The organism is Bradyrhizobium sp. Leaf396 (assembly GCF_001424605.1).
Lineage (GTDB): Bacteria > Pseudomonadota > Alphaproteobacteria > Rhizobiales > Xanthobacteraceae > Bradyrhizobium > Bradyrhizobium japonicum_C.
The window spans coordinates 218,333-240,308 of the sequence record NZ_LMQJ01000004.1 but is presented as its reverse complement, the minus strand read 5'-3'; the positions used below and the strand labels follow the sequence as shown (position 1 = coordinate 240,308).

Genomic DNA, 21,976 nt, shown 5'->3' with positions numbered 1-21,976 from the left:
TGCGAGCATGCATCTCAAATCGGCCCGCAAGGCGAAATCGGAACCCGTCCCATCGAAACGTTCGGCTCGTCCGGTCGCGCTCCTGCAATGGTACGATCGCCATCGGCGCCGGCTGCCCTGGCGCGCCGCGCCGGGGGAGACCTCGGACCCATACCGTGTCTGGCTCTCGGAGATCATGCTCCAGCAAACCACGGTGAAGGCGGTCGGACCCTATTTCGAAAAATTCGTCGCGCGCTGGCCGGACGTCACGGCGCTTGGCCGGGCATCACTCGATGACGTGCTGCGGATGTGGGCCGGGCTCGGCTATTACTCGCGTGCCCGCAATCTCCATGCCTGCGCGGTGTCCGTGACGCGCGAGCACGGCGGCAGCTTTCCCGACACCGAGGAAGCTCTGCGCGCGCTGCCGGGGATCGGGCCGTATACGGCGGCTGCGATTGCGGCGATTGCGTTCGACCGCCGCACCATGCCGGTCGACGGCAATATCGAACGGGTGGTGTCGCGGCTCTTTGCAGTCGAGGAAGAACTGCCGCAGGCCAAACCGCTTATCCAGCGATTGGCGGCAACGCTGCTGGCGGACAGTCGCGCCGGCGACAGCGCGCAGGCGTTGATGGATTTGGGTGCCTCGATCTGCACGCCGAAGAAGCCGGCCTGCTCGCTGTGTCCGCTCAACGAGGACTGCACGGCGCGTGCGCAAGGCACCCAGGAAACTTTCCCACGCAAGGCGCCGAAGAAGAGCGGAGCGTTGCGTCGCGGCGCCGCTTTCGTCGTCACGCGTGGCAACGAGCTGCTCGTCCGTTCAAGGCCCGAAAAGGGCCTGCTCGGCGGCATGACCGAAGTGCCCGGCTCGGACTGGATCGCCGGCCAGGACGACGCGGCGGCGAAGCTGCAGGCGCCCGAGCTGAAGGGGCTGTCGCGCTGGCAGCGCAAGGTGGGTGTGGTCACCCACGTCTTCACGCATTTCCCGCTGGAACTGGTGGTCTACACCGCGAAGGCGGAGGCGCGCGCCCGTGCGCCGGCGGGCATGCGCTGGGTGCCAATCGCGACCCTGGCCGGTGAGGCGCTGCCGAACGTCATGCGCAAGGTCATCGCGCACGGGCTCGAGCTTTCCCGAGACCCATCGTCCTGACAGAACGCTGGCAGCAGGGCTGCGCTATCAGCGCAGGGTATGGAGGCTGCCAATGGTCAAGACCGCGCTCGACAATTTTCCAAGACCGCCCTGCGCCGAGCTGCTGGGCTGGCGGTTGCTCGACGCCCGCCCGCAGGAGGGCTGGATCAAGCTCGGCTTCGAGGGCAAGCCGCAGTTCTGCAACCCAGCCGGATTCATTCAGGGCGGCATGCTCTCGGCCATGCTTGACGACACCATGGGCCCGGCGGTGCTCGTGCTGAGCGAGGGCCGTCTCTACACCACCACCATCAGCATGACCGTGAACTTTCTCAGCCCGGCAAAGCCCGGTCCGATCGTTGGCGAAGCCAAGGTGACGCAGCTCGGCAAGACCATCGCCTTCGTCGAAGGCAAGCTGATGGCCGAAGACGGCACCGTGCTGGCGACGGCCAGTGCGAGCGAGCGGCTGCTGGAAGCGGCGAGGGTGGTGGGAAAGTAACTGGCTCGCGGCCGCTTTCCCTTCTCCCTAAGGTGGCGCGAAGCGCCGGATGAGGGGTTCTGCCCGCACTCACACATGCAGCCGAACGAGCGGAGACATTCCCCTCGTCCAAGTGAGCTTGCGTCCCCAGTGGAGCTGCCCTCTCCCACAAGGGGCGAGAGCGCATCCATGCGCAACTCGCTTCGCACGAAGTCTTAGGCCACCACCCGCTTCGTATCCTTGCTCACGATCGGCGGCTTTGCATTCAGCGCTTCCACCTGGAAACCCGCGACGCGCTTGTAGTTGGCGGCGATGTCTTCCAGCTCCTGTTGCGACAGCACGTCGGTGACGACTGCAAAGCCGTCGGGCGCGCGCTCCTCGACGAGCTGCATCACCTGCTCGGGGCCGTTCTTGCGGTTGAGCAGCACGAGATCGGTGGTCGCGGGCCGCCGCTCGGCCTCGTAGGCGAGCAGCGCGGCTTGCGTCGGTCCATGCGCGAGAATCTCGCGGGTGATGACGCGGGCATCGAGGATCGCCTGCGAGGCGCCGTTCGAACCGATCGGATACATCGGATGTGCGGCGTCGCCCATCAGCGTGACGCGGCCGAACGTCCATTGCGACACCGGATCGCGGTCGACCAGGGGATATTCATAGGCGCGCGGGCAGTTCCTGATCAGGCCGGGCACGTCGAGCCAGTCGAACGTCCAGCCTTCGAACCAGGGCAAGAACTCTTCCAGCCGCGCTGTGCGGTTGTAGTCCTCGCGCCGCCACTGATAGGTCGGGGGCATATGTCGCTCGGCGACCCAGTTGATCTGATAATTGCCAGCGGCATCCGGCGACTTGCTGATCGGATAGCAGACGAATTTCAGGATCTCGTGTCCCGCCATGATCATGGTGCGGCCGCTGAGGAAGGCTTTCGCCGGCGTCACGCCGCGCCACAGGATGCGGCCGTTCCAGATCGGCGGGCCTTCGCCCGGATAGAGCTTTTCGCGCACGGCGGAATGGATCCCGTCGGCGGCGATCAGGATCGCGCCGTCGTAAATTCCTGCAGCCTTGCCCGTCGCCTTGTCCACAAATTCGGCGCGCACACCACCCGCCGTCTCGGTCCAGCCGGTCAGATGGTGGCTGGTGAGGATGTTCTCCCGGCCGAGCCGTTCGACCGCCGTGTCGAGCAGGATCTGCTGGAGGATGCCGCGATGGATCGAGAATTGCGGCCATTTGTAGCCGGCCTCCAGCCCGCGCGGCTCGCGCCAGATCGGCTTGCCGTGCTTGGAGAAATAGGCGAGCTCGCTGGTCCGCACACCGTTGGCGTCGAGCTTGTCCATCAGACCGAGCTCGATCAGCTCGCGCACCGCATGCGGCAGCACGTTTATGCCGACGCCAAGCGGCTTCAATTCCGCGACACTCTCGAACACTTTCACGGGAATGCCGATTTGATGCAGGCTAAGCGCAAGCGTCAGCCCGCCGATGCCGCCACCGGCGATGAGTACCGTCATGACCAAACCCCTCCAATTGCGGGCGTCTTGGCACAGCCGGATGGTGGTGGGCAACTGCGAAGAGCATGCAGTGCTATGGACGTCGGGGCCGACAGCGGATAATTTCCAGCTTTCCCATGAGGTCCGACATGCTCAAGCTCTACTACGCCACCGGCACCTGCGCGCTCGCCACCTACATCTCGCTGGAAGAGGCCGGCGCCGACTACACGGCCGAGCGGCTGAGCTTCAAGGACAACCAGCAGAACAGTCCGGACTATCTCGCCATCAACCCGAAAGGTCGCGTCCCGGCCCTGGTGACCGATCGCGGCGTCCTGACCGAGACGCCGGCGATGCTGGCCTACATCGCGCAAATGTTCCCCAAGGCGAAGCTCGCGCCGCTCGACGACCCCTTCGATTTTGCCGAGGTGCAGTCGTTCAACTCCTACCTTTGCTCGACCGTCCACATCAATCACGCCCACAAGATGCGCGGCGCGCGCTGGGCGACGCAGGAGAGCTCGTTCGCCGACATGAAGGAGATGGTCCCGAAGACCATGGCAGCATGCTTCAACCTCATCGAGCAGAAGATGTTCAAAGGGCCCTGGGTGATGGGCGATCAGTTCACGGTCTGCGATCCCTATCTCTACACGCTGTCCAACTGGCTCGAAGGCGACAGCGTCGACATCAATGCGACGCCGAAGATCGCCGATCATTTCAAGCGCATGTCGGATCGGCCAGCGGTGAGCAAGGTGATGGCGGCGCAGAAGGCGTAGAGAAGCGGTTACATGCTCCGCTGTGTCCAGGGCATGCCCGGGTCACCTGCGCGGACTCCTCGATCGCGTTCGGGAGGACCATCGAGTTTGGCAAGCCCCTCTTTACGAAGCCCTTTGCTTGCCCAGCTCTCGTCCCGTCTCCAGCATCAGTCGCCGCAGCCAGATCGAGCCCGGGTCCATCTGCGCCCGCGTCGGGTAGAACATGAACTGCTCGTCGATCCCTGGGTCGAGCGGCGGCGTCACCGTCGTAAGGCCGAGTTGCTTCGACAGCGCGGCGATCAGCCGGCGTGGCACGAAGGCAACAAGATCGGTGCGAGCGGCGACGTGCAACGCTTCGAGATAGCCTGACACCACCAGCGCGATGTGTCGCTCGACATTCTTGGCTCGCAGCCATGTGTCGATCAGGTCCTCACTATTGCCGCGGATGATGACGCCGACATGGCGCGCGGCCAAGAACGCCTCCCGCTGTTTCAGCTTGCCGGCGACGGGATGGCCGCGCCGCACGGCCAGCGCGTCGCTGTCGGTATAGAGCAATTGGCGGTGAAAGCCCTTGAAGGCGTTGCCGATCGAGATCACGAGATCGATGGTGCGGGCAAACTCGGCATGAAAAATCGCGGGTCCCCGCCACGGCACCACGTCGATGCGGACGTTGGGTGCAGCGCGGGTCACCTTCGCCATCAAGGGCGGCATCAACAGCTCGACGGCGAGATCGGGCATCATCAGGCGGAAGTGCCGCTCGCTGCGCGCGGCGTCGAATTCATCAGGCACGAACAGTCCGCGCACCTGGTCGAGCGTCTGGGCCAGCGGCACGCGCAGCGCCAACCCCCGTGGAGTCAGCTCCATGCGCGCGCCGGTGCGCACCAAGAGCGGATCGCCAAAAATGTCGCGCAGGCGCTGGAGCGCGTGGCTCGCTGCCGGCTGCGACAGTCCGAGCCGTAACGCCGCGCGGCTGACATTGGCCTCGCGCAACAATGCGTCGAGCGCGGTCAGCAGATTCAGGTCAAGCGAATTCAAATTCATGAAGTGAATACATATCATATCTTCTATCGATTTGAAGAATGCCGGTCGAGCAGCGATGTTCTTTGCGATGTCACCACACGGAGATGCCGCCATGAATGCTGCCGCCAACAAGAAGCTGATGCAGGATATCTTTGCCGCCGCCGCCGATCCCGATCCGGCCGCGCGCGACCGGGCCCTGTTCACCGCCAGTCTTGCCGAGGACGCTAAGTGGATCGTGACCGGGCAATATTCCTGGTCGCGCACCTTCTCGGGCAAGGAGGCCATCCTCAAGGATCTGCACGGATATGTGCGCACGCGCCTGCGCGACCGAACCCGCACCGTGGCTCACCGCTTCATCGCCGATGGCGATATCGTCGTGGTGGAAGCCAAGGGCGACAACGTCACGCCCGAGGGCGTGCGCTACGACAATGACTACTGCCTGGTGTTTCGCCTCGAGGACGGCAGGATCAAGGAGATCCGCGAGTACTGCGACTCGATCCTGACGGAGCAGGCGCTCGGTCCGTTCCCGCAATCGTCCATGGGGGCCGCGCGCTGACCGGATTGGAAGAGGCTGCGTCCACCGACTGGCCTGCGGCGTTGGTGCGGGCCTGGCGGACGCTGGTGAATCTTGTGGAGGCGCGCCGGGAGCGGTTCCGGGTCCACCGTCAGCTCGCGGTGATGACCGAACGGGAGCTTCAGGATTGCGGGGTCTCGCGATCGGAGATGGAGTACGAACTCAAAAAGCGTTCGACGGAAATAGAGCGCCGGACCCGGGATCTCTGGCCTGTTCGCAGGCGAGCACCGGCGGAACCTTTGCGTTCCGCCGGCGTTTTTTTGTCTCCGGGCGCGCGTCGCCCGCGGCAATCTGCGTCTTCGGGAAATTCATGCTGGCTGGGGCTTCGAACGTTTCAACGCAGGTGGGCCACAGCTTCTCCGGACTCCGCGAACGACTGAGGGAAGCAACGTCGGCTGCGCACCGCGACCTCGACGCGCAGCTTTCCGGGTTCGATCTCACGAGCCCTGCGGGCTATCGCCTCTTTCTTCAAGCCAGCGCCGCCGCGCTGCTTCCGCTCGAGGCCGCGCTCGTTGCGGCCGGAGTCGAGCGGATCTTTCCGGACTGGCTCGAACGGTCGCGCAGCGCCGCGATCGTTGCCGATCTTTGGTGCCTTGGCAGCAGCGTGCCCCGAACGGTGCCTGTTCCGCCGCTGACACGTAGCGGTGTGCTGGGCACCATGTATGTGCTGGAGGGCTCCCGGCTCGGTGCGAAATTCCTGCTGAAGTCGGTCACAGACGCGGCTGATCCGCGCCTGAGCGGGGCGACCGGGTATCTCGGTCACGGCGCCGGCAAACGGCTATGGCAGAGCTTTCTGACGAAGCTCGCAACTGAAGAGCCTCGCGACGGGGACGAGGTGATCGTGGCGGCGCGCACTGCCTTCGCCGCATTCGAGCGGGCGGCGGAGCGGGCATGAACGAAGCGGTCAATCTCACCAATTGCGATCGCGAGCCGATCCACATTCCTGGCAGCGTGCAGCCCTTCGGCTTCCTTTTGGCTGTGCTCTCGGATTTCACGATCTGCATGGCCTCGGAGAACGTCGGCAGCTTTCTTGGAGGCGACGTCGCGGGCCTGATCCAGCGGCCGTTATCGACCGTCATCTCCGAAGCTGCCGTCGAAAACATTCGCGGCCGCGTCGACCATTTGAGCGGGCCGGATGCCACCGAACGACTGTTCGGAATCGAGCTCCAGGCCGGCAAGCCGCTTTACGATCTCTCGATTCATTTCTCCGGTGTCTACCTGATCATCGAAGCGGAGCCGAGCGTCCACGAGACCGGCGTCAATTCCGGCGAGCTCGTTCGCTTGATGCTCGAGCGAATCCGCAAGACGCGCGGCATGACGGATCTTGCGCGGGAGGCGGCTCGCCAGCTCAAGGTGCTGACCGGTTTCGACCGGGTCATGGTTTATCAGTTCCATCCCGACGGCTCGGGCGAGGTGATCGCCGAGACCGCGGAGGCCGGGCTCGAATCCTTCCTCGGCCTGCGCTATCCCGCATCCGATATTCCGAGGCAGGCACGGGCGCTCTACCAGCGCAACTGGTTGCGCATCATCGCCGATATCAATGCCGGGCCAGCGACGCTGATGTCGACGGCCACGCACAACGCGGGGCTGCTCGACCTTTCGATGAGCGTGCTGCGCTCGGTGTCGCCAATCCATATCGAATATCTGCGCAACATGGGTGTTGCCGCTTCGATGTCGGTGTCGATCCTGCGCGACGGCAAGCTGTGGGGTCTGTTTGCCTGCCATCATTATTCGCCGCGTTATATTTCGTTCGACAAACGCACCGCCTCCGAGCTGTTCGGACAGATGTTCTCGTGGATTGTGGAGGGGCGCGAGCGCGAGAGCGACGTCGCTTATGAAGCCCGCGCTCACCAGGTTCAGGAGCGGTTGATCGAGATCGCGGCCTCGCACGAGCACAGCCGGCGCGCGATCGTCGATTTCCTCGGCGACTATCGCAGGATGGTCGATAGCGACGGCGTGGCTGTCTGGTCGGACAACAATATCGCGCTCCAAGGCGAGACGCCGACCGAGGACGAGGTGAAGGACCTCGTCGCCTTCGTCAACCGGACTTCGCCCGGGCGGATCTTCGCCACCGCCGAGATCGCCAAGGTCTATGCCGCCGGGCAGGCCTTCCGGGACCGCGCGGCGGGCTTTCTCGCCATCCCGATCTCGCGCACGCCGCGGGACTGCCTGATCTTCTTCCGGCGAGAGGTGACGCGGTCGGTCAAATGGGCCGGCGATCCCAATAAAGTTTATGATGAGGGGCCGAACGGGCCGCGACTGACGCCGCGCAAGAGCTTCGAGCTCTGGCAGGAGACGGTGGCGGGGCAGTCGAAGCCGTGGTCGGCCGCCGACATCCGCATCGCCGAGAGCCTGCGCGTCACCCTCCTGGAAGTGATCCTGCAACTGTCCGACCTCGCCGCGCGCGAGCGCCGCGGGGCGCAGGAGCGCCAGGAACTGATGATCGCGGAGCTCAACCATCGCGTCCGCAACATTCTGAGCCTCGTCCGCGCGCTGGTGGCGCAGAGCAAGGATACGGCAACCAGCGTGGAAGAATTCGCCAGCGTGCTCGGCGGCCGCATCCAAGCGCTGGCGCGCGCCCACGACCAGATCACAAACCTGAACTGGGCCCCGGTCGCGCTCCGCACCCTGGTCGAGTCCGAGGCCGGCGCCTATCTCGGCGCCCGCGCGGAACGGGTGAAGATGGGCGGCCCGGACGTTGCGCTCGATCCCAAGGCCTTTGCAACGCTGGCGCTTGTCGTGCACGAGATGATGACCAATTCCGCCAAATATGGCGCGCTTGCCGATTCCACCGGAAGCGTCGAGGTGGTCTGGCGCCTCGATCCGTCCTCGAGCCTCGTCATCGAGTGGAAGGAGAGCGGCGGTCCGCCGGTGCAGCCGCCGTCGCGACGCGGCTTCGGGACCACGATCATCGAGCGATCGGTGCCGTTCGATCTCAAGGGCGATGCCGAAATCCGCTTCGATCTCCTGGGCGTGCAGGCAAAGTTCGTCATCCCGCCAAACTTCGTCGAATTGGTACCGTCCATCGCAGGAGCCGCCATGCGCGTCGAGGAACAGCAATCCGCCCGGCCCAGGATTTCCGACACCGCGCTGATCGTCGAGGACAATCTGATCATCGCGATGGCGGCTGAGGTCATCCTGCTCGATCTCGGGGCCCGCCATGTCGACACCGCCGCAAGCGTCGACCAGGCACTGCGGTCGATCGAACGCTCGCGACCGAGCTTTGCCCTGCTCGATCTCAACCTCGGCAGCGAGAGCAGCATCAAGGTGGCTCATAAGCTGAAGGAGATCGGGGTGCCCTTCATCTTCGCGACAGGGTACGGCGAGCGCGCGCCGATTCCGGAGCAGCTGGCGTCGGCGCCGGTGGTTCAGAAGCCCTACACGCTGGAAGTGGTGGAGAACGCGCTCGGCAAACTGCAGCAGGCGAACGCCCAATAATTTGTCGTCTGGTCGACGTATGCAGTCCCCTGCATGCGGCTGCGCATTGGCACGCGAACTTTGCATAGCTGCCGACAAAATCAGCAATGTCGGTGCGCGTTGATCCAACTCGCGCGAATTATTTGAAGGTTCAATTAAGGAGTGTCCCCCATTGTGTTGCGGTGCAGCGTGGACCGCAGAGATGCGACACACGGCTGCCGGGGGCCGGTGACGATTGCCGGAGTCGTTCGGCCCCCGAAGTGAAATGCATCTGGATGGACAGTGGGAATGCCGAAATTGCGTTTGCGGATCAGGGGACGCCTGTACGCAGGCTTCATGGCCCTGGTGGTGGTCGGTCTGGTGATGGCAGTTGTTGCCGTCTGGAATTTGCAGGGCGTGCAGGATCAGGTCGCAAGACAATCCGCGCTCTCGGACAGCACGGCGAGAGTGCTGGAAATATCAGCCCATTTGCAGGCGATCCAGCGGGCCAACCTGCGCTACGTCTACGATGCCAGTGAGCCCGCGATGAAAGAGGCGCAAGAGCGGGAAACCGCGGCGACCGAGCTGTTGCGGGTCAGCGCGAAGGGGGCGCTCTCGGAGGAACGGCGAGCGCTCTACAACGGCCTCATCGACGACATCGCCAAAATGAGACGCCTGCGTGACAATCTCGGCGACGCCGTCAACGAGACCAGAACGGGCAAGGCGAGGCTGCTGCCGAGTGGGGAGGAGCTGGCCGCCAAGACCGGCAAGCTCGTCGACGTGGCGCGCGCCGCCGTGGATGAAGATACGGCGGCCCTCGTTGCCGATCTCGAATCGAGAATCCTGCTCGTGAGGATCGCGAACTGGCGTTTTCTGGCGCTCCGCGATACCAAGGGCCCAGCGACCTTCAGGGCGAGCGTCGACAGGGCAGCGCAACGGCTCGCGGCACTTGAAAAGAGCCCGCAGGCGGTGGAGCTGCGAGCTGCGCTGGCGCCGGTGAAGACCTCGCTCGGAATCTACAAATCGGCCTTCGAAGCCACGTCCGCAGCGATGCTTCAGGCCGACGAGATCTACCACAAGAGCCTCGCGCCTCTCATCGCGGACAGCATCGGCAAACTCAAGGTTGCGGAGACGACGCTAAAGAAAGACTACCAGGAATCGCGGACGAACGCCGACGCCGTGATCGCCGGCACGACCACCGTTCAGGAGATCGCCGGTGGCCTCGCAATCCTGTTCGGCGGCATCGTCGCCTTCCTGATCGCCCGCAGCATCGTCGGTCCCCTGACCTCGATGACGCAAGCGATGGGACGGCTTGCCGGCGGCAATCTCGAAGTCGAGATTCCCGGCCGCGGCAGGGCCGACGAAATCGGCGACATGGCCAAGGCGATTCAGGTGTTCAAGGACAACATGATCGACACCGAACGCATGCGCGCCGAGCAGGCCGAGCTCGAGGCGGGCCAGGCCGAGAACCGCAAGAAGGATATGGCCAGACTTGCCGATCAGTTCGAGCAGGCGGTCGGCGAGATCGTCAACACGGTGTCATCGGCCTCGAGCGAGCTGGAGGCCTCCGCAGGCACTTTGACCACGACTGCCGCGCGCGCTCAGGACCTCTCGACGGAGGTTGCCAGCGCGTCGCAGGAGGCTTCCGCCAATGTGCAGGCGGTCGCCTCGGCGACCGAGGAGCTGTCCTCATCGGTCTCCGAGATTGCGCGCCAGGTGCAGGAGTCCGCCCGCATCGCCACCGAGGCCGTCGGTCAGGCGAGCCGGACCAACGAGCGCGTCGGCGCGCTCTCGAAGGCCGCCGCGCGGATCGGTGACGTGGTTGAGCTGATCAGCACCATTGCCGGCCAGACCAACTTGCTGGCGCTGAACGCTACGATCGAGGCCGCGCGTGCGGGCGAGGCCGGCCGCGGCTTTGCGGTGGTCGCCTCCGAGGTCAAGGCGCTCGCCGAGCAGACGGCGAAGGCGACCGGCGAGATCGCGCAGCAGATCTCCGGCATCCAGGCCGCGACCGAGGAATCGGTCGGCTCGATCAGGGAGATCAGCGTCACCATCGAGCGGCTATCGGAGATTTCGTCCGCGGTCGCAGCCGCCGTGGAGCAGCAGGGTGCTGCGACGCAGGAGATCTCACGCAACGTCCAGCAGGCGGCCGACGGCACGCAGAGGGTATCGTCCAACATCGGCGACGTGCAGCGCGGCGCTTCGGAAACCGGATCGGCCTCATCGCAGGTGTTGTCGGCAGCGCGTTCGCTCTCGGCCGACAGCAACCGGCTGAAGCAGGAAGTGGCCAAGTTCCTGAACTCGGTCCACGCCGCCTGAGTCTCAAACGCAAGAGGCCACGCGCATGCGCGTGGCCTCGAACAACGAAGTGGCGCGATCAGGCGACCTTTGTTGTCAAGTGCTTGAACATGTTGGCGCGCGCCTCATCGTCCATCTCGGCCTTGAAGGTGAACTTGTCCTTCAGCGCGACCGCACGCGCTGCCGCCGGGCGCGCCGAGATCTCGTCGACCAGCCGCTTCACGTTGGGGTAGCGCGCGAACGCGTCGTCGCCGAGCTTGAACGGCACCATCCGCGCCCAGCCCCACAGCGCCATGTCGACGATCGAATAGTCCTCACCGACCATGTAGCGGCGGCCCTTGAGATGATCGTCGAGAATCTTGTAATGGCGATCGGTCTCGTACTGATAGCGGTTATGCGCGTAGTCGTGGTTCTGGTCCTTCGGCGCGAAGTGCTTGAAGTGCACGGCTTGGCCCGAATACGGCCCCACGCCGGTGGCCACGAACATCAGCCATGACAGCAATTCGGCGCGGTTCGAGGGCAGGAATTTGCCGGTCTTCTCGGCGAGATAGAGCAGGATGGCGTTGGAATCGAACACGATGGTGCCGTTGTCGTCGATGGCCGGCACCTTCCCGTTCGGATTGATCTTCAGATAGTCCGGCGCGAACTGCTCGCCCTTGCGGGTATCGACCTTGACCGGTTGGTACGGAAGTCCCGCTTCTTCCAGAAACAGCGCGACCTTGGTCGGATTCGGCGATCCGTTGAAATAGAACTTGAGCATCGGGCATCTCCCCAGTGTCTATTGCCGCGCAAACGCAGCGTCATTGCGGCCAGGCGAACTCTCTTGCCTGAAGCTGGTCTGAAAGAGCAACCGGCGACTTTGCCGGGCGGTACCTGCGCGTGGCGCAGACCGGGCGGCGTAACAAAGGCCGATCGGCGCCGTAATGACCGTCGCCGCCTACGGCCTCCTCCCGGTGGCGGCATTCGGCCCGCGCCGTCATTCCGGGGCATGCCTCTTGGCGCGAACGGCATGGGCCGTGGCTTGATGGAGTCCGGGCTCGCGCGCCTTGCGCGCGCCCCGGAATGTCAGGGGAGGGGAGTTATTCCGCGCCCATACCCGCGCGGATCTCGGCGCGCAGCTCGTCGATCAGCCTGAGGCCCTTCTTGGTCTCGACGTGCCAGAAGGTCCAGCCGTTGCAGGCTTGTGCGCCTTGCGCCACGGCGCCGATGCGGTGGATCGAGCCGACCTTGTCGCCCAGCATGATGGCGCCGTCGGCGCGCACCAGCGCGCCCAGCTTCTTCTTGGCGTCGAACAGCTTCGTGCCGGGCATGATCATGCCGCGCTCGATCAGCTCCGAGAACGCCACCCGCGGTGCTTCGCGCGCGGTCATGAACGGGGCAAGGCTCTCTTCCGGTAGCGGCTCGACCTTGGCGATGCGCGCTTCCGCAGCCTTCGCATAGGTCTTGTCGCGCTCGAAGCCGATATAGGAGCGGCCGAGGCGCTTTGCGACGGCGCCGGTGGTGCCGGTACCGTTGAAGGGATCGATGACGAGATCGCCGGGCTTGGACGAGGACAGCAGCACGCGCGCGAGCAGGCCTTCCGGCTTCTGCGTCGGATGCACTTTCTTGCCGTCGGCGCCCTTGAGTCGCTCCTCGCCGGTGCAGAGCGGGATCAGCCAGTCGGACCGCGCCTGGACGTCCTCGTTGGCCGCCTTCAGCGCCTCGTAGTTGAACGTGTAGCCTTTTGCCTTCTCGTCACGCGCGGCCCAGATCATGGTCTCGTGCGCGTTGGTGAAGCGGCGGCCGCGGAAGTTCGGCATCGGGTTGGTCTTGCGCCAGACGATGTCGTTCAGGAGCCAGAAGCCGAGGTCCTGCATGATCGCGCCGACGCGAAAGATGTTGTGATAGGAGCCGATCACCCAGATCGTCGCCGACGGCTTCATCGCGCGGCGGGCGGCCAGCAGCCAGGCCCGGGTGAAATCGTCATAGGCGGCAAACGAATCGAACTTGTCCCAGTCGTCATTGACGGCATCGACATGGGATTCGTCGGGGCGCTTGAGATCGCCCTTGAGCTGGAGATTGTAGGGCGGATCTGCGAACACCAGATCGACGCTACCTGCCTGAAGCTTCGACATCTCGGCGACGCAATCACCGAGGATGATTCGATGCGACGGGGACTCAAAATTTGTGCGGGGCGCCCTTGCAGACGCCCCGCGACGCGACTCTACCATGACTCAAGAACTCTGACTCAGGCGACGCTGTCGGCGACGCGGGACCAAACAACCGACTGGCCGTTACATTGAAGCGGCAAAGTAAAAATCGGCTTAATCCGCCGCTTTCGTGAGCAGCCCTCGCATCGCCGTTCGTCCGCGCATCGTCGTACGCGTCTGCCGTGTTTTACAGTGTATTTCGCGCTTGCTCGGCTCGCGAACGCAATCGTGGCTGCAAAAAGGCTGCAAAATTCTCTCGGAAAAACTTGCTCGGCGCTCGGAAAAAAATTGCTGGCATCGGCAGGCTGCCGCACTAGGCAATTTTTGCCGGCCACGATATTGATAAAAGCAACGGAAATTTTACCTGTGTGGCGCGTTGAGCTTTCGCGTTGCTGTGCGCCGTCGAAATTGAATCAGGGACCCCAGAGGAAAGGCCGCCATGCGCTACGATGACTTCCGCCGCAGCGACGACATCGAGGATCGTCGCGACGAAGGTGGCGGCTTTGGCGGCGGCGGAGGAGGCGGCTTCGGCCTGCCGATGGGCGGCGGCGGGCTCGGCATCGGCACCATCATCATCCTCGGCCTGGTCGGTTACGCCTTCGGTATCGATCCGCGGATCCTGATCGGCGGCGCCGAGATTCTGACCGGCGGCGGCCATGCGCCGAGCTATCAGACCGATCGTCAGGCGTCCTCGGGCAAGCGCGGCGCGCCGACCGACGAGATGGGCAGCATGATCTCCGGAATCCTCGGCGAACTCGACGATCGCTGGAGCGAGATCTTCAAGGCCAACGGACAGTCCTACACCGGTCCGAAGATCGTGCTGTTCCGCAACGCCACCAATGGCGGCCGCTGCGGCATGGCACAGTCGGCAATGGGGCCGTTCTACTGTCCGCCCGACCGGACCATCTTCCTCGACACGGCCTTCTTCCGCGAAGTCGAGACGCGCTTTCGCGGCTGCTCCGGCAAGTCGGCGTGCAATTTCACCACCGCCTACATCATCGCGCATGAAGTCGGCCATCACATCCAGAACCTGCTCGGCATCATTCCGCGCGTAACGCGGCTGCAACAGCAGGTCGGCTCGAAGGCCGAGGCCAACGCGCTCCAGGTGAAGGTCGAATTGCAGGCCGACTGCCTGTCCGGCGTCTGGGTCAACCGCGAGGCGAAGAAACGTCCGAACTTCCTGGAGCCCGGCGACATCGAGGCCGCGCTGACCACGGCGAGCGCGATCGGCGATGATACGCTGCAGCGCCAGGCGACGGGCCGCGTCGTGCCGGATTCCTTCACCCACGGCTCGGCGGCGCAACGCAAGCAATGGTTCATGACCGGCTACCAGCAGGGCACGGTCCAGGCCTGCAACACGTTCGGCCCGGGAGCGTTGTAGACCAGGCCTCATTCCCCGGACGCTGCGCGAGGCTGATGCGCCGAACCTAGTCCGGGACACGAGAGACGTATCATGGCTTCCATCGACGCGACAAAACAGTTCATCCCGCTCAACATCGCGGTGCTCACCGTATCCGACACGCGCGCGCTCGCCGACGACAAGTCCGGCCAGACGCTGGTCGACCGCCTCACCGCGGCCGGCCATCATCTCGCCGCGCGCGAGATCGTCACGGACGACGTCGAGGCGATCCGGGCCGTGATCCGCCGCTGGATTGCCGATGGCGGAATCGACGTCGTCATCACCACCGGCGGCACCGGTTTTACCGGACGCGACGTCACGCCGGAGGCGATCGAGCCGCTGTTCGAGAAGCGCATGGATGGTTTCTCGATCGCGTTCCACATGCTGAGTCATGCCAAGATCGGGACGTCGACGATCCAGAGCCGCGCCACCGCGGGCGTCGCGGGCGCAACCTACATCTTCTGTCTGCCTGGCTCGCCGGGCGCCTGCCGCGATGGTTGGGACGGCATCCTCGCAGCCCAGCTCGATTACCGCACGCGGCCCTGCAATTTCGTGGAGATCATGCCGCGGCTGGACGAGCATTTGCGCCGGCCGAAGGCGCAAGGCGCGACGGTGTAAATGCGGACTTCTTCCTTCTCCCCTAGCGGGAAAGGTGGCGCGAGGCGCCGGATGACCGGGTCTCCACGCGCGCACCGACGTTCGCGGGGACATACCCCTCTCCCAAGCGAGCTTTGTATCTTCCGGCGCCGCTGCCCTCTCCCGCAAGGGGCGAGGGCACATCAATGCTCATCTCGCTCGCTGCCATAGACGCCCGGTGCGGGTCACAGGTCCATTTCCCAGGTCTCCCCGATCAAGTCTTGCCCAAAACTATGGTGCGGTTCGGAGGCGACGAGCTTGAACCCCGCGCTCTGATAGATGCCCCGTGCGGCAACCAGGACGCTTTGCGTCCACAGCGTCATCTTGTTGTAGCCCCGCTCGCGGGCGCCCTGGATGCATTGCTCGACCAGCGCGCGACCGACGCCGAGTCCCCGTGCTTTCTTCTCCACCTGCAACAGGCGCAGCTTGGCGGTCTCGTCGGTGGCCTTGACCAGGAAGATCGAGCCGATCGGCTCGCCGCCCGCTTCCGCGATCCAGCAATGCTCGCGCGCGGCATCGTAGTTCTTGATGAACTGCGCGCAGATCTCGGCAACCAGTGCCTCGTAGCTGATGTCCCAGTTGTAGTCCTCCGCGTAGGCGATCGCCTGCCGGGAGATGACCCAGCCCATGTCGCCGACGCGGTGGCTGCGCAGCATGAAAGCCGCGGGCCTGCTTTGACGTTGCTCCAGCACGTCCTCGATGGTTGCCATGGCCTGCGTGAGCCGCGTCGCATCGCCGGGCGAGACCCGAGCCAGCATTGCTGCGACCTCGTTCTGCGAGTTGAGGTTCAGCTTGGCAAAGGCCTGGCGGCCCTTGGCGGTAAGGCTGAGCTGGTATTGCCTGCGATCCGTGGCGAGCGGTTTCCGCGAAATCAGTCCCTTCTCGTCGAAGCCCTGAACGATGCGGCTGAGATAGCCGGGGTCGAGACCAAGCTCGTTTCCGATCTCCTTTGCTGCAAGCTCTTCGCGCTGCGCCAGTTCGTAGAGCACGCGCGCCTCGCTGAGCGAAAAGGGACTCTTGCCGAGGTGCTGGTCGAGCACGCCGAGCTTGCGGGTATAGAAGCGGTTGAAGGCGCGGACGGCTGCGATCTGCGCGTTTGCGACCTGTTCGGCCGCCGGATCTGATAGCTGGGATGTCATGGGATCACCTCGATGATGATTGCCATTGTCAAGCAATTATTTGACTACGGCAAGTATCTGGTGATTCAGCCGGTCATGACGATCCGGCTGCGCAGCATGGTCCGGGACGACCGGCCGAGCCGCCGGAGCAGCCGTGCCTCGGAATGGCGGGCGTGGGGCGGATAGCCGCCGATGCGGTCGTAATGGTCACGCGCGATCAAAAGCCCCTGATCGCCGAGCGGACCGACCAGCTTGCGCAGTACGCCCCAGAGAATGTCGCGCATTGCGGTATCAGCGTACGGGGAACGGGCATAGCGGAACACTGCCGCCCGATCCCGGCCGCTCGTGGCGACGGCCTGGATGAATTGGGTGGTTTCTTCGATCCAGCCGGTTTCCAGCACGGCGCCGGCCGGCAGGAACATCAGCCACGGCGATCGGGCCTGGAGCGCGCCGGCAGCGAGCGCAGCGCCTTGGGAGGACCCCTCGTAGCCGATGAAGCGGCAGCCGGCGACGTCGGCAACGCGCTCGATGACGCCGTTGCGCGCACCGTCGACCAGAAGGACCTCGCGGATGACACCCGCAGCCGCGCCGGGGACCAGCGCGGCCAGGGTTGCTACCGCCGTCTGCTCGACACCGTCGGTCGGAATGATGACGCTCAGCATGATTGAGGCTTCAGTGTCTGCACTTCGGGAGAAGCGTAGCAATCCATAAAGTTGTCATAAACCCCTACCGTTGCCGAGTGCAACTTTCCGGCGGTGTTTGGGCGTGCGATGGTAAACTGCAGCCTTCATCGCACCCGAATATGTCACGCCGGGGCTGGTATTATTGCCAAATGTTTCGGCACAAGCTCATCCAGGCGCAATTAACCCGGAGTCCCATGGCGACAGTTCGCGGCGCCGGCAACTGGCGTCTCTCAGGGAGCGTCCTGCCAGGTTTGTCGAATGGAAAATGCTTGATCTTGATGCTCCGGGGAGATCTCACATGAACGCCGATCAGCTTGCCGCAGGCACGGCGCCGACGTCGCCGAAGGAGGCCGCGCCGACCTTGCGGATCCGGGCGCTGATGCTGGGCGACCGCATCAATGCGTCGGGCCTGGAAATCGGCACGCTCGTGTCCTCGACGCCGGCTGCCTTTCGCGTCCATGGCGGTCTTGCCGTGATCTTTCGCTACGGCGTCGTCGTGCTGATTGGGCTGCTTCCGTCCGAGGAGAAGGTCCTTATCGACAATCTGAAGCCGCGCGTGACCGGAGAGCTCAGCCCGTACGAGGAGGAGATCGCGCAGGCGCAGCTCTGCAACGACGAAGCCGCAGAGGCGATCCAGCCGGGAGGGCCGATCTGCCTTGCCAAATTCTCCGACGACCGGCTGCTGCTGGTTGCGGATGCGCTCGCCAAGAGCACGTCGCTGGCGCGCGACGAGCGGCGCGTCGCCGCGGTCTTCGACGTGATCGAGCCGTTTGCACGGGAGCTCGCCGAGCATGGCCGCACGCCGCAACGGCGCAAGGGCATCCTGCAATTGATCGGCAACGCGCTGCTGGTGCAGCAGCGCGTCGCCGGCCGCGTCGCCATCGCCGAGAAGCCCGACGTGCTCTGGGAGAAGCCCGAGCTCGACCGGCTCTATTCGCGTCTGGAGGACGAGTATGAATTGAAGGAGCGCCTCGACACGCTCGAGCGCAAGCTCTCCGCGGTGTCGGAGACCGCCAACGCGCTGACCGACATCATCGACACCCAGCGCTCGCTCCGCCTGGAGATCGCCGTCGTGGTGCTGATCCTGATCGAGGTCGCGATGGGGACTTTTCAGCTCCTGACCGGCCGCGGTCACTAGGCATGATCCGGAAAAGTGCGAAGCGGTTTTCCGGAAGGATCATGCGTGAACAAGAACCTAAAGCGCGACGAGGATTCATCAGAATCTCATCGCGCCTCAAGGCGTGGCGGCGCGCCTGTCATGCTGGCCGGCTTGCGCCTGCCACGCCGCAATCTCGGCAAGCGCGGCCTCGGGCCGTGTCCGGATCGTCTCGCAGCGTCCGAGATAGAGCTCTCCGGCGTCGCCTTCGATCGTGATCCACTCGCCTTCGGCAAGTGAGAGATTGCCGAGCTGGGCCCGCTTCGCGATGGGATCGATCTTCAGATCACGGCAGCCGACCACGCAGGGCTTGCCCATTTGTCGCGCCACCAGGGCCGCATGCGAGGTACGTGCACCGACCGATGTGACGATGCCGGCAGCAAGCGCGAAGCCTGCGACATCGGCAGTGCTGGTGTCGGGACGCAGCAGGATGACCGGCTCGCCCCCCGCCGAAAGGCGCTGGGCGCATTCCGACGAGAACGCCGCACGCCCGGTGCCGATGCCGCCCGAGGCGCCGATGCCGGTCGTCGCGGGCCTGCCCGGAGCAACCAATCTGGTTTCTGTGAGCGAGGCGAGGTCGATCCCAGCAATCCGCTGCAATGCCTCCGCCTTCGAGATCAAGCCTTCATGCACGAGGTCGATCGCGATCCTGACGGCGGCCCGTGGCGTGCGCTTGGCCGCCCGGGTCTGGAGGATCCAGAGCCTGCCGTTCTCGACGGTGAACTCGACGTCCTGGACATCGACGAATGCGTGCTCGAGTCGCCTCAGGATGTCGCCAAGCTCCGATTCGAGCTTCGGCAGCTCGCGCTTGATCGCCTCGGCAGCATCAGGCGCGCGTCTCCCGGAAACGACGTCTTCGCCCTGCGCATCGAGCACGAGGTCGATCATCGGGCGCGGCGCGCCGGTCGACGGATCGCGGGAGAAGGCCACGCCCGCGCCGGAGGCAAGACCGCCGTTGCCGAACACCATCGCCTGCACGGTCACCGCGGTGCCCTCGAGCGCTTCGAGATGCTGGAGGCTTCGATAAGTCAGCGCACGCTCGCTCATCCAGGAGCGATAGACTGCCTGAGCTGCGGCCTCCAATTGCGTGAACGCATCATCCAGCAGGCCATCGGCGCGATCCTCGACCAGCGCCTGCTCGCGGCTGGCGAGCCGCTCGAGCGCTTCGCTGTCGAGCTCGCGGTCGCTGTCGACGTGTTCGGCTGCGACGAGCTCCGAGATGCATGCGGCAAAGCTGGCCTGGTCGAGCTCGAGCACTGTCTCGCCAAAGCTCTCCAGGAAGCGGCGCCGGCAATCCCAGGCGAGCCGCGGCCGGCCGGTCGCCCGGATCAGGCCGTGCACGGCGTCGACCGTGCAGCCGACATTGAGAACGGTGTCGAGCATGCCCGGCATGGATCGCGCCGCTCCCGAGCGCACCGACACCAGGAGCGGCCGTCGGCGGTCTCCGAAACGCTTTCCGGTGGCGCTCTCCAGGAACGATATTCCCTCCTTCAAGCCATCGCGCAGGTGCCGCGTGGCATGCGCCTGGCCGGCGATGATCTCGGCGCAGAGCTTGACCGGGAGCACGAAGGCAGGCGGCACTGGCAGGCCGAGCGCTGCCATGCGGGCCAGATTGGCGGCCTTGGCGCCGATCTCTTCGGCAGGCCGCAATTCGGCGGCGTCAGCGCCGATGCGCACGATATGCATGGTGGTCCCCTCAAGCTGCGAGATCGATCATGATGTGACGGCGGAGCAGGTGGCCAAACGCGGCGAAGCGATCGGTGGCGCGCTCGACGGCGCGGGCGAGCTCGATCACCGACAGCGAGGTCGCGACGTCGAAGCCGCCGCAGAAGACCAGTGCGGTCGTCGCGCGTTCGCGGCTGTCGGCGGCGTGTTCGGCGTCGATGAGGCGGGTCACAGCGGAGAGCGCGTCTTCGGAATCGGCGCGCCGACCTTCCGGCACGTCGATCGCAGCGGCGACGCCGCTCGCGGCCACGTCGGTTGCGGTCGCGGCCACTGCGCAAAGCTCGACCAGCGATGCCAGCAGGGCCGGATCAGTCGTTTCCGGCATCAGCGACGCGATGAATGCGGCCTGCTCCAGCTCGTCGACAGCCTCCTCGACGCGATCGATCAATTGGCCGATCAGCGGGCGGGCATTGAGGCGATCGACTTCGTTGCGACTCTCGATCGCGATTCTGTCCGCCTTCTGCTCGATCATGCCGCAGCGTTGCGTCAGCAGCTTGCCGTCGGCGGGCTGACCGGCTTGCAGCGCGGCAATGTGACGTGAGATGGCGGCGACGAGATCATGGGCGAGGCCGATCTGACGCAGCACCGCCGCCAGCAGTGCGCCGTCGACGCGATCCAGGTGCCGCATCAGATCGGCTTCGATCTGGTCGCGCACCGTCCTGACCGATCGGCCCGCAAGCAATGCCTCGGTTGAGGCTCGCAACGATGCCTTCAGAAAATCGATTGCGGCGGTGCGGCCGAGCGCCTGATCGAGCCGCTCGCCGAAGCCGATCCGCGTGGGGGCGGCGTTTCGGACGGCAGATCCCAGCAGATCGTTGCCGCCGAGTTCAAGAAAGCCGCGATGGCCGATCCGCTGACGCGCCGCCCATTCCAGGATGCGTGCCGCGTCGTCCTTGGCAACCCAGGTCCTGAGCAGCTTGCGCGCCTTGTTCCAGTCGATCAGAAAGACCAGTGCGGCACCCAGCGCCGCGAGGAATTCGTTGCGATCGGCAGCGTGGTCCGGCTGATACTGCCCGGTGACGAGATAGAAGGAATTGTCGTCGCCAAGGCCCGCTGCGGTGTGACGATCGAGCCCGCTCCACGTCGCCTCGAATGCGTCGAACAGCGAGATGAAGAACTTCGCCCGCGCCAGATGCACATCGGTGTAGGTGACGGTGACCGCGTTCTTCTTCACCGCGATCACGACGACGTGGGCGTCCGTGGTGCCGATATCGTTCTGGATGAGCAGCCGGCCGCCGGCGCGTGTAGCCATGGTGTCGAGACCGGGATGATCGAACTTGAGACCTCGCGTCGCGTTCAGGCCCTTCATGAAAGCTGCGACCGCCGGCCGGTCCTCGCTGTGCAGGCCGAAGACATGGGCGCCGTCGAGCGCTTCTTCCGAGCAGCTTGCGGCAAGCCTGTTGAGCTGCTTGTGCAGATCCATCACGAGACGATGCAGGCTGTCACCGCCTGCGTCGCCGACGCCGGTCAGGCGTGCGATGCGCGAGAGCTCGATCTCGCCGCTCGCATGGAGCAGACCGGCTGCGCGGATCGCCTCGAGCCGCGCCTGTGCCCTCTCGCCTTCGCTTGCCGCGCCGGCGCTGACGGCGCGGATCATGGCCGCGGCATCGTCCGCAATCTCCTGCATCATCTTCGCAAGATCGGGAGCCGCGAGCCGGCCTTGTCCGATCAGATGGGCGCCGCCGATCAGCGCCGCGATGGCCGCGGGAGCGATGCCTGCAGTCTGACTTTCGACACCAAGGTCATTCGCAGGCCGGCCGGGCTCCTGCGCATGCAGGGCCGCCGCCTGCAACGCGCTCATCCGCACCTTGATGCGGTCGTTGGCGGCCAGCCCTTCCGCCACCAGCGCGGGCAGCAGGATGCCGCCTTGTCCGAGCTCTTCGATGATGTGGGTTTTCATGATCTGTCCGCAACCAGGATTGATGCCGTCTCTTTGCCGCGAAGACGCGGGGACAGCATTGCGGCAGATCATTCATAA

The 21,976-nt window shown here is 64.9% G+C and carries 18 protein-coding genes; 10 read left to right on the top strand and 8 right to left on the bottom strand.

Annotated features, from left to right (window positions below; all coding sequences use genetic code 11):
• Nucleotides 1-7: 7 nt before the first annotated feature.
• Together mutY and ASG57_RS05985 are read left to right on the top strand one after the other, a co-directional pair.
• Nucleotides 8-1,126, top strand: a complete 1,119-nt coding sequence (mutY, locus tag ASG57_RS05990; RefSeq protein ID WP_057195875.1) for an A/G-specific adenine glycosylase — start codon at nt 8-10, stop codon at nt 1,124-1,126.
• 52 nt (nt 1,127-1,178) lie between these two features.
• Nucleotides 1,179-1,601 (top strand): PaaI family thioesterase, encoded by a 423-nt coding sequence (locus tag ASG57_RS05985; RefSeq protein ID WP_024341491.1) that lies wholly within the window; start codon nt 1,179-1,181, stop codon nt 1,599-1,601.
• 194 nt (nt 1,602-1,795) lie between these two features.
• Here ASG57_RS05985 and ASG57_RS05980 read toward each other — a convergent pair whose 3' ends face one another.
• Nucleotides 1,796-3,076 (bottom strand): flavin-dependent oxidoreductase, encoded by a 1,281-nt coding sequence (locus tag ASG57_RS05980; protein ID WP_024341492.1) that lies wholly within the window; start codon nt 3,074-3,076, stop codon nt 1,796-1,798.
• Nucleotides 3,077-3,204: 128 nt separating this feature from the next.
• On the opposite strand from ASG57_RS05980, the gene ASG57_RS05975 reads away from it, so the two are divergent.
• On the top strand, nt 3,205-3,825 hold the full coding sequence (locus tag ASG57_RS05975; protein ID WP_057195954.1) for a glutathione S-transferase family protein: 621 nt from the start codon (nt 3,205-3,207) through the stop codon (nt 3,823-3,825).
• 102 nt (nt 3,826-3,927) lie between these two features.
• Here the strand turns inward: ASG57_RS05975 and ASG57_RS05970 are convergent, their stop codons facing one another.
• A complete protein-coding gene (locus ASG57_RS05970; protein WP_057195874.1) occupies nt 3,928-4,845 on the bottom strand; it encodes a LysR family transcriptional regulator in 918 nt (305 codons plus the stop codon).
• 91 nt (nt 4,846-4,936) lie between these two features.
• On the opposite strand from ASG57_RS05970, the gene ASG57_RS05965 reads away from it, so the two are divergent.
• The 4 genes from ASG57_RS05965 (at nt 4,937) to ASG57_RS05950 (ending at nt 11,113) form a co-directional block, all read left to right on the top strand.
• Nucleotides 4,937-5,380, top strand: a complete 444-nt coding sequence (locus tag ASG57_RS05965) for a nuclear transport factor 2 family protein (protein WP_024341495.1) — start codon at nt 4,937-4,939, stop codon at nt 5,378-5,380.
• A gap of 145 nt (nt 5,381-5,525) precedes the next feature.
• Nucleotides 5,526-6,293 carry a biliverdin-producing heme oxygenase gene (locus ASG57_RS05960; RefSeq protein ID WP_230646597.1) on the top strand — a complete coding sequence of 256 codons (768 nt, stop codon included), beginning with the start codon at nt 5,526-5,528 and terminating at the stop codon, nt 6,291-6,293.
• On the top strand, nt 6,290-8,836 hold the full coding sequence (locus ASG57_RS05955; RefSeq protein ID WP_057195872.1) for an HWE histidine kinase domain-containing protein: 2,547 nt from the start codon (nt 6,290-6,292) through the stop codon (nt 8,834-8,836). The genes ASG57_RS05960 and ASG57_RS05955 overlap by 4 nt, the downstream gene beginning before the upstream one ends.
• 267 nt (nt 8,837-9,103) lie before the next feature.
• The gene (locus ASG57_RS05950) at nt 9,104-11,113 is read left to right on the top strand and encodes a methyl-accepting chemotaxis protein (protein WP_057195871.1); all 2,010 of its coding nucleotides are present in this window, start codon (nt 9,104-9,106) and stop codon (nt 11,111-11,113) included.
• Between the two features lie 58 nt (nt 11,114-11,171).
• Here ASG57_RS05950 and ASG57_RS05945 read toward each other — a convergent pair whose 3' ends face one another.
• Nucleotides 11,172-11,852, bottom strand: a complete 681-nt coding sequence (locus tag ASG57_RS05945) for a glutathione S-transferase family protein (protein WP_024341499.1) — start codon at nt 11,850-11,852, stop codon at nt 11,172-11,174.
• A gap of 319 nt (nt 11,853-12,171) precedes the next feature.
• Nucleotides 12,172-13,302 carry a site-specific DNA-methyltransferase gene (locus ASG57_RS05940; RefSeq protein WP_057195870.1) on the bottom strand — a complete coding sequence of 377 codons (1,131 nt, stop codon included), beginning with the start codon at nt 13,300-13,302 and terminating at the stop codon, nt 12,172-12,174.
• Nucleotides 13,303-13,720: 418 nt separating this feature from the next.
• Between ASG57_RS05940 and ypfJ the strand changes: the two genes are divergently transcribed.
• The gene (gene ypfJ, locus ASG57_RS05935; protein ID WP_024341501.1) at nt 13,721-14,662 is read left to right on the top strand and encodes a KPN_02809 family neutral zinc metallopeptidase; all 942 of its coding nucleotides are present in this window, start codon (nt 13,721-13,723) and stop codon (nt 14,660-14,662) included.
• Between the two features lie 72 nt (nt 14,663-14,734).
• Nucleotides 14,735-15,298 (top strand): molybdenum cofactor biosynthesis protein B, encoded by a 564-nt coding sequence (moaB, locus tag ASG57_RS05930; RefSeq protein WP_024341502.1) that lies wholly within the window; start codon nt 14,735-14,737, stop codon nt 15,296-15,298.
• 203 nt (nt 15,299-15,501) lie between these two features.
• Here the strand turns inward: moaB and ASG57_RS05925 are convergent, their stop codons facing one another.
• Together ASG57_RS05925 and ASG57_RS05920 are read right to left on the bottom strand one after the other, a co-directional pair.
• Nucleotides 15,502-16,455: a bifunctional helix-turn-helix transcriptional regulator/GNAT family N-acetyltransferase gene (locus tag ASG57_RS05925; RefSeq protein WP_057195869.1), complete on the bottom strand. Its 954-nt coding sequence runs from the start codon at nt 16,453-16,455 to the stop codon at nt 15,502-15,504.
• Between the two features lie 65 nt (nt 16,456-16,520).
• Complete coding sequence (locus tag ASG57_RS05920; protein ID WP_057195868.1) at nt 16,521-17,096, bottom strand: glycosyltransferase family protein; 576 nt, start codon at nt 17,094-17,096, stop codon at nt 16,521-16,523.
• 319 nt (nt 17,097-17,415) lie between these two features.
• Between ASG57_RS05920 and ASG57_RS05915 the strand changes: the two genes are divergently transcribed.
• Nucleotides 17,416-18,255 carry an RMD1 family protein gene (locus tag ASG57_RS05915; protein ID WP_024341505.1) on the top strand — a complete coding sequence of 280 codons (840 nt, stop codon included), beginning with the start codon at nt 17,416-17,418 and terminating at the stop codon, nt 18,253-18,255.
• 96 nt (nt 18,256-18,351) lie between these two features.
• Here ASG57_RS05915 and ASG57_RS05910 read toward each other — a convergent pair whose 3' ends face one another.
• Nucleotides 18,352-19,959 carry a PEP/pyruvate-binding domain-containing protein gene (locus ASG57_RS05910; protein ID WP_057195867.1) on the bottom strand — a complete coding sequence of 536 codons (1,608 nt, stop codon included), beginning with the start codon at nt 19,957-19,959 and terminating at the stop codon, nt 18,352-18,354.
• Nucleotides 19,960-19,969: 10 nt separating this feature from the next.
• On the bottom strand, nt 19,970-21,898 hold the full coding sequence (locus ASG57_RS05905; protein ID WP_057195866.1) for a hypothetical protein: 1,929 nt from the start codon (nt 21,896-21,898) through the stop codon (nt 19,970-19,972).
• Nucleotides 21,899-21,976 lie beyond the last annotated feature (78 nt).

Bases quoted from the DNA above. Each gene is read 5' to 3' on its own strand.
- ypfJ (WP_024341501.1), top strand. From the start codon at position 13,721: ATGCGCTACGATGACTTCCGCCGCAGCGACGACATCGAGGATCGTCGC.
- ASG57_RS05970 (WP_057195874.1), bottom strand. From the start codon at position 4,845: ATGAATTTGAATTCGCTTGACCTGAATCTGCTGACCGCGCTCGACGCA.
- ASG57_RS05965 (WP_024341495.1), top strand. From the start codon at position 4,937: ATGAATGCTGCCGCCAACAAGAAGCTGATGCAGGATATCTTTGCCGCC.
- ASG57_RS05945 (WP_024341499.1), bottom strand. From the start codon at position 11,852: ATGCTCAAGTTCTATTTCAACGGATCGCCGAATCCGACCAAGGTCGCG.
- ASG57_RS05915 (WP_024341505.1), top strand. From the start codon at position 17,416: ATGAACGCCGATCAGCTTGCCGCAGGCACGGCGCCGACGTCGCCGAAG.
- ASG57_RS05950 (WP_057195871.1), top strand. From the start codon at position 9,104: ATGCCGAAATTGCGTTTGCGGATCAGGGGACGCCTGTACGCAGGCTTC.
- ASG57_RS05980 (WP_024341492.1), bottom strand. From the start codon at position 3,076: ATGACGGTACTCATCGCCGGTGGCGGCATCGGCGGGCTGACGCTTGCG.
- ASG57_RS05985 (WP_024341491.1), top strand. From the start codon at position 1,179: ATGGTCAAGACCGCGCTCGACAATTTTCCAAGACCGCCCTGCGCCGAG.
- ASG57_RS05975 (WP_057195954.1), top strand. From the start codon at position 3,205: ATGCTCAAGCTCTACTACGCCACCGGCACCTGCGCGCTCGCCACCTAC.
- ASG57_RS05910 (WP_057195867.1), bottom strand. From the start codon at position 19,959: ATGCATATCGTGCGCATCGGCGCTGACGCCGCCGAATTGCGGCCTGCC.
- ASG57_RS05920 (WP_057195868.1), bottom strand. From the start codon at position 17,096: ATGCTGAGCGTCATCATTCCGACCGACGGTGTCGAGCAGACGGCGGTA.
- ASG57_RS05955 (WP_057195872.1), top strand. From the start codon at position 6,290: ATGAACGAAGCGGTCAATCTCACCAATTGCGATCGCGAGCCGATCCAC.
- ASG57_RS05940 (WP_057195870.1), bottom strand. From the start codon at position 13,302: ATGGTAGAGTCGCGTCGCGGGGCGTCTGCAAGGGCGCCCCGCACAAAT.
- ASG57_RS05905 (WP_057195866.1), bottom strand. From the start codon at position 21,898: ATGAAAACCCACATCATCGAAGAGCTCGGACAAGGCGGCATCCTGCTG.
- moaB (WP_024341502.1), top strand. From the start codon at position 14,735: ATGGCTTCCATCGACGCGACAAAACAGTTCATCCCGCTCAACATCGCG.
- mutY (WP_057195875.1), top strand. From the start codon at position 8: ATGCATCTCAAATCGGCCCGCAAGGCGAAATCGGAACCCGTCCCATCG.
- ASG57_RS05925 (WP_057195869.1), bottom strand. From the start codon at position 16,455: ATGACATCCCAGCTATCAGATCCGGCGGCCGAACAGGTCGCAAACGCG.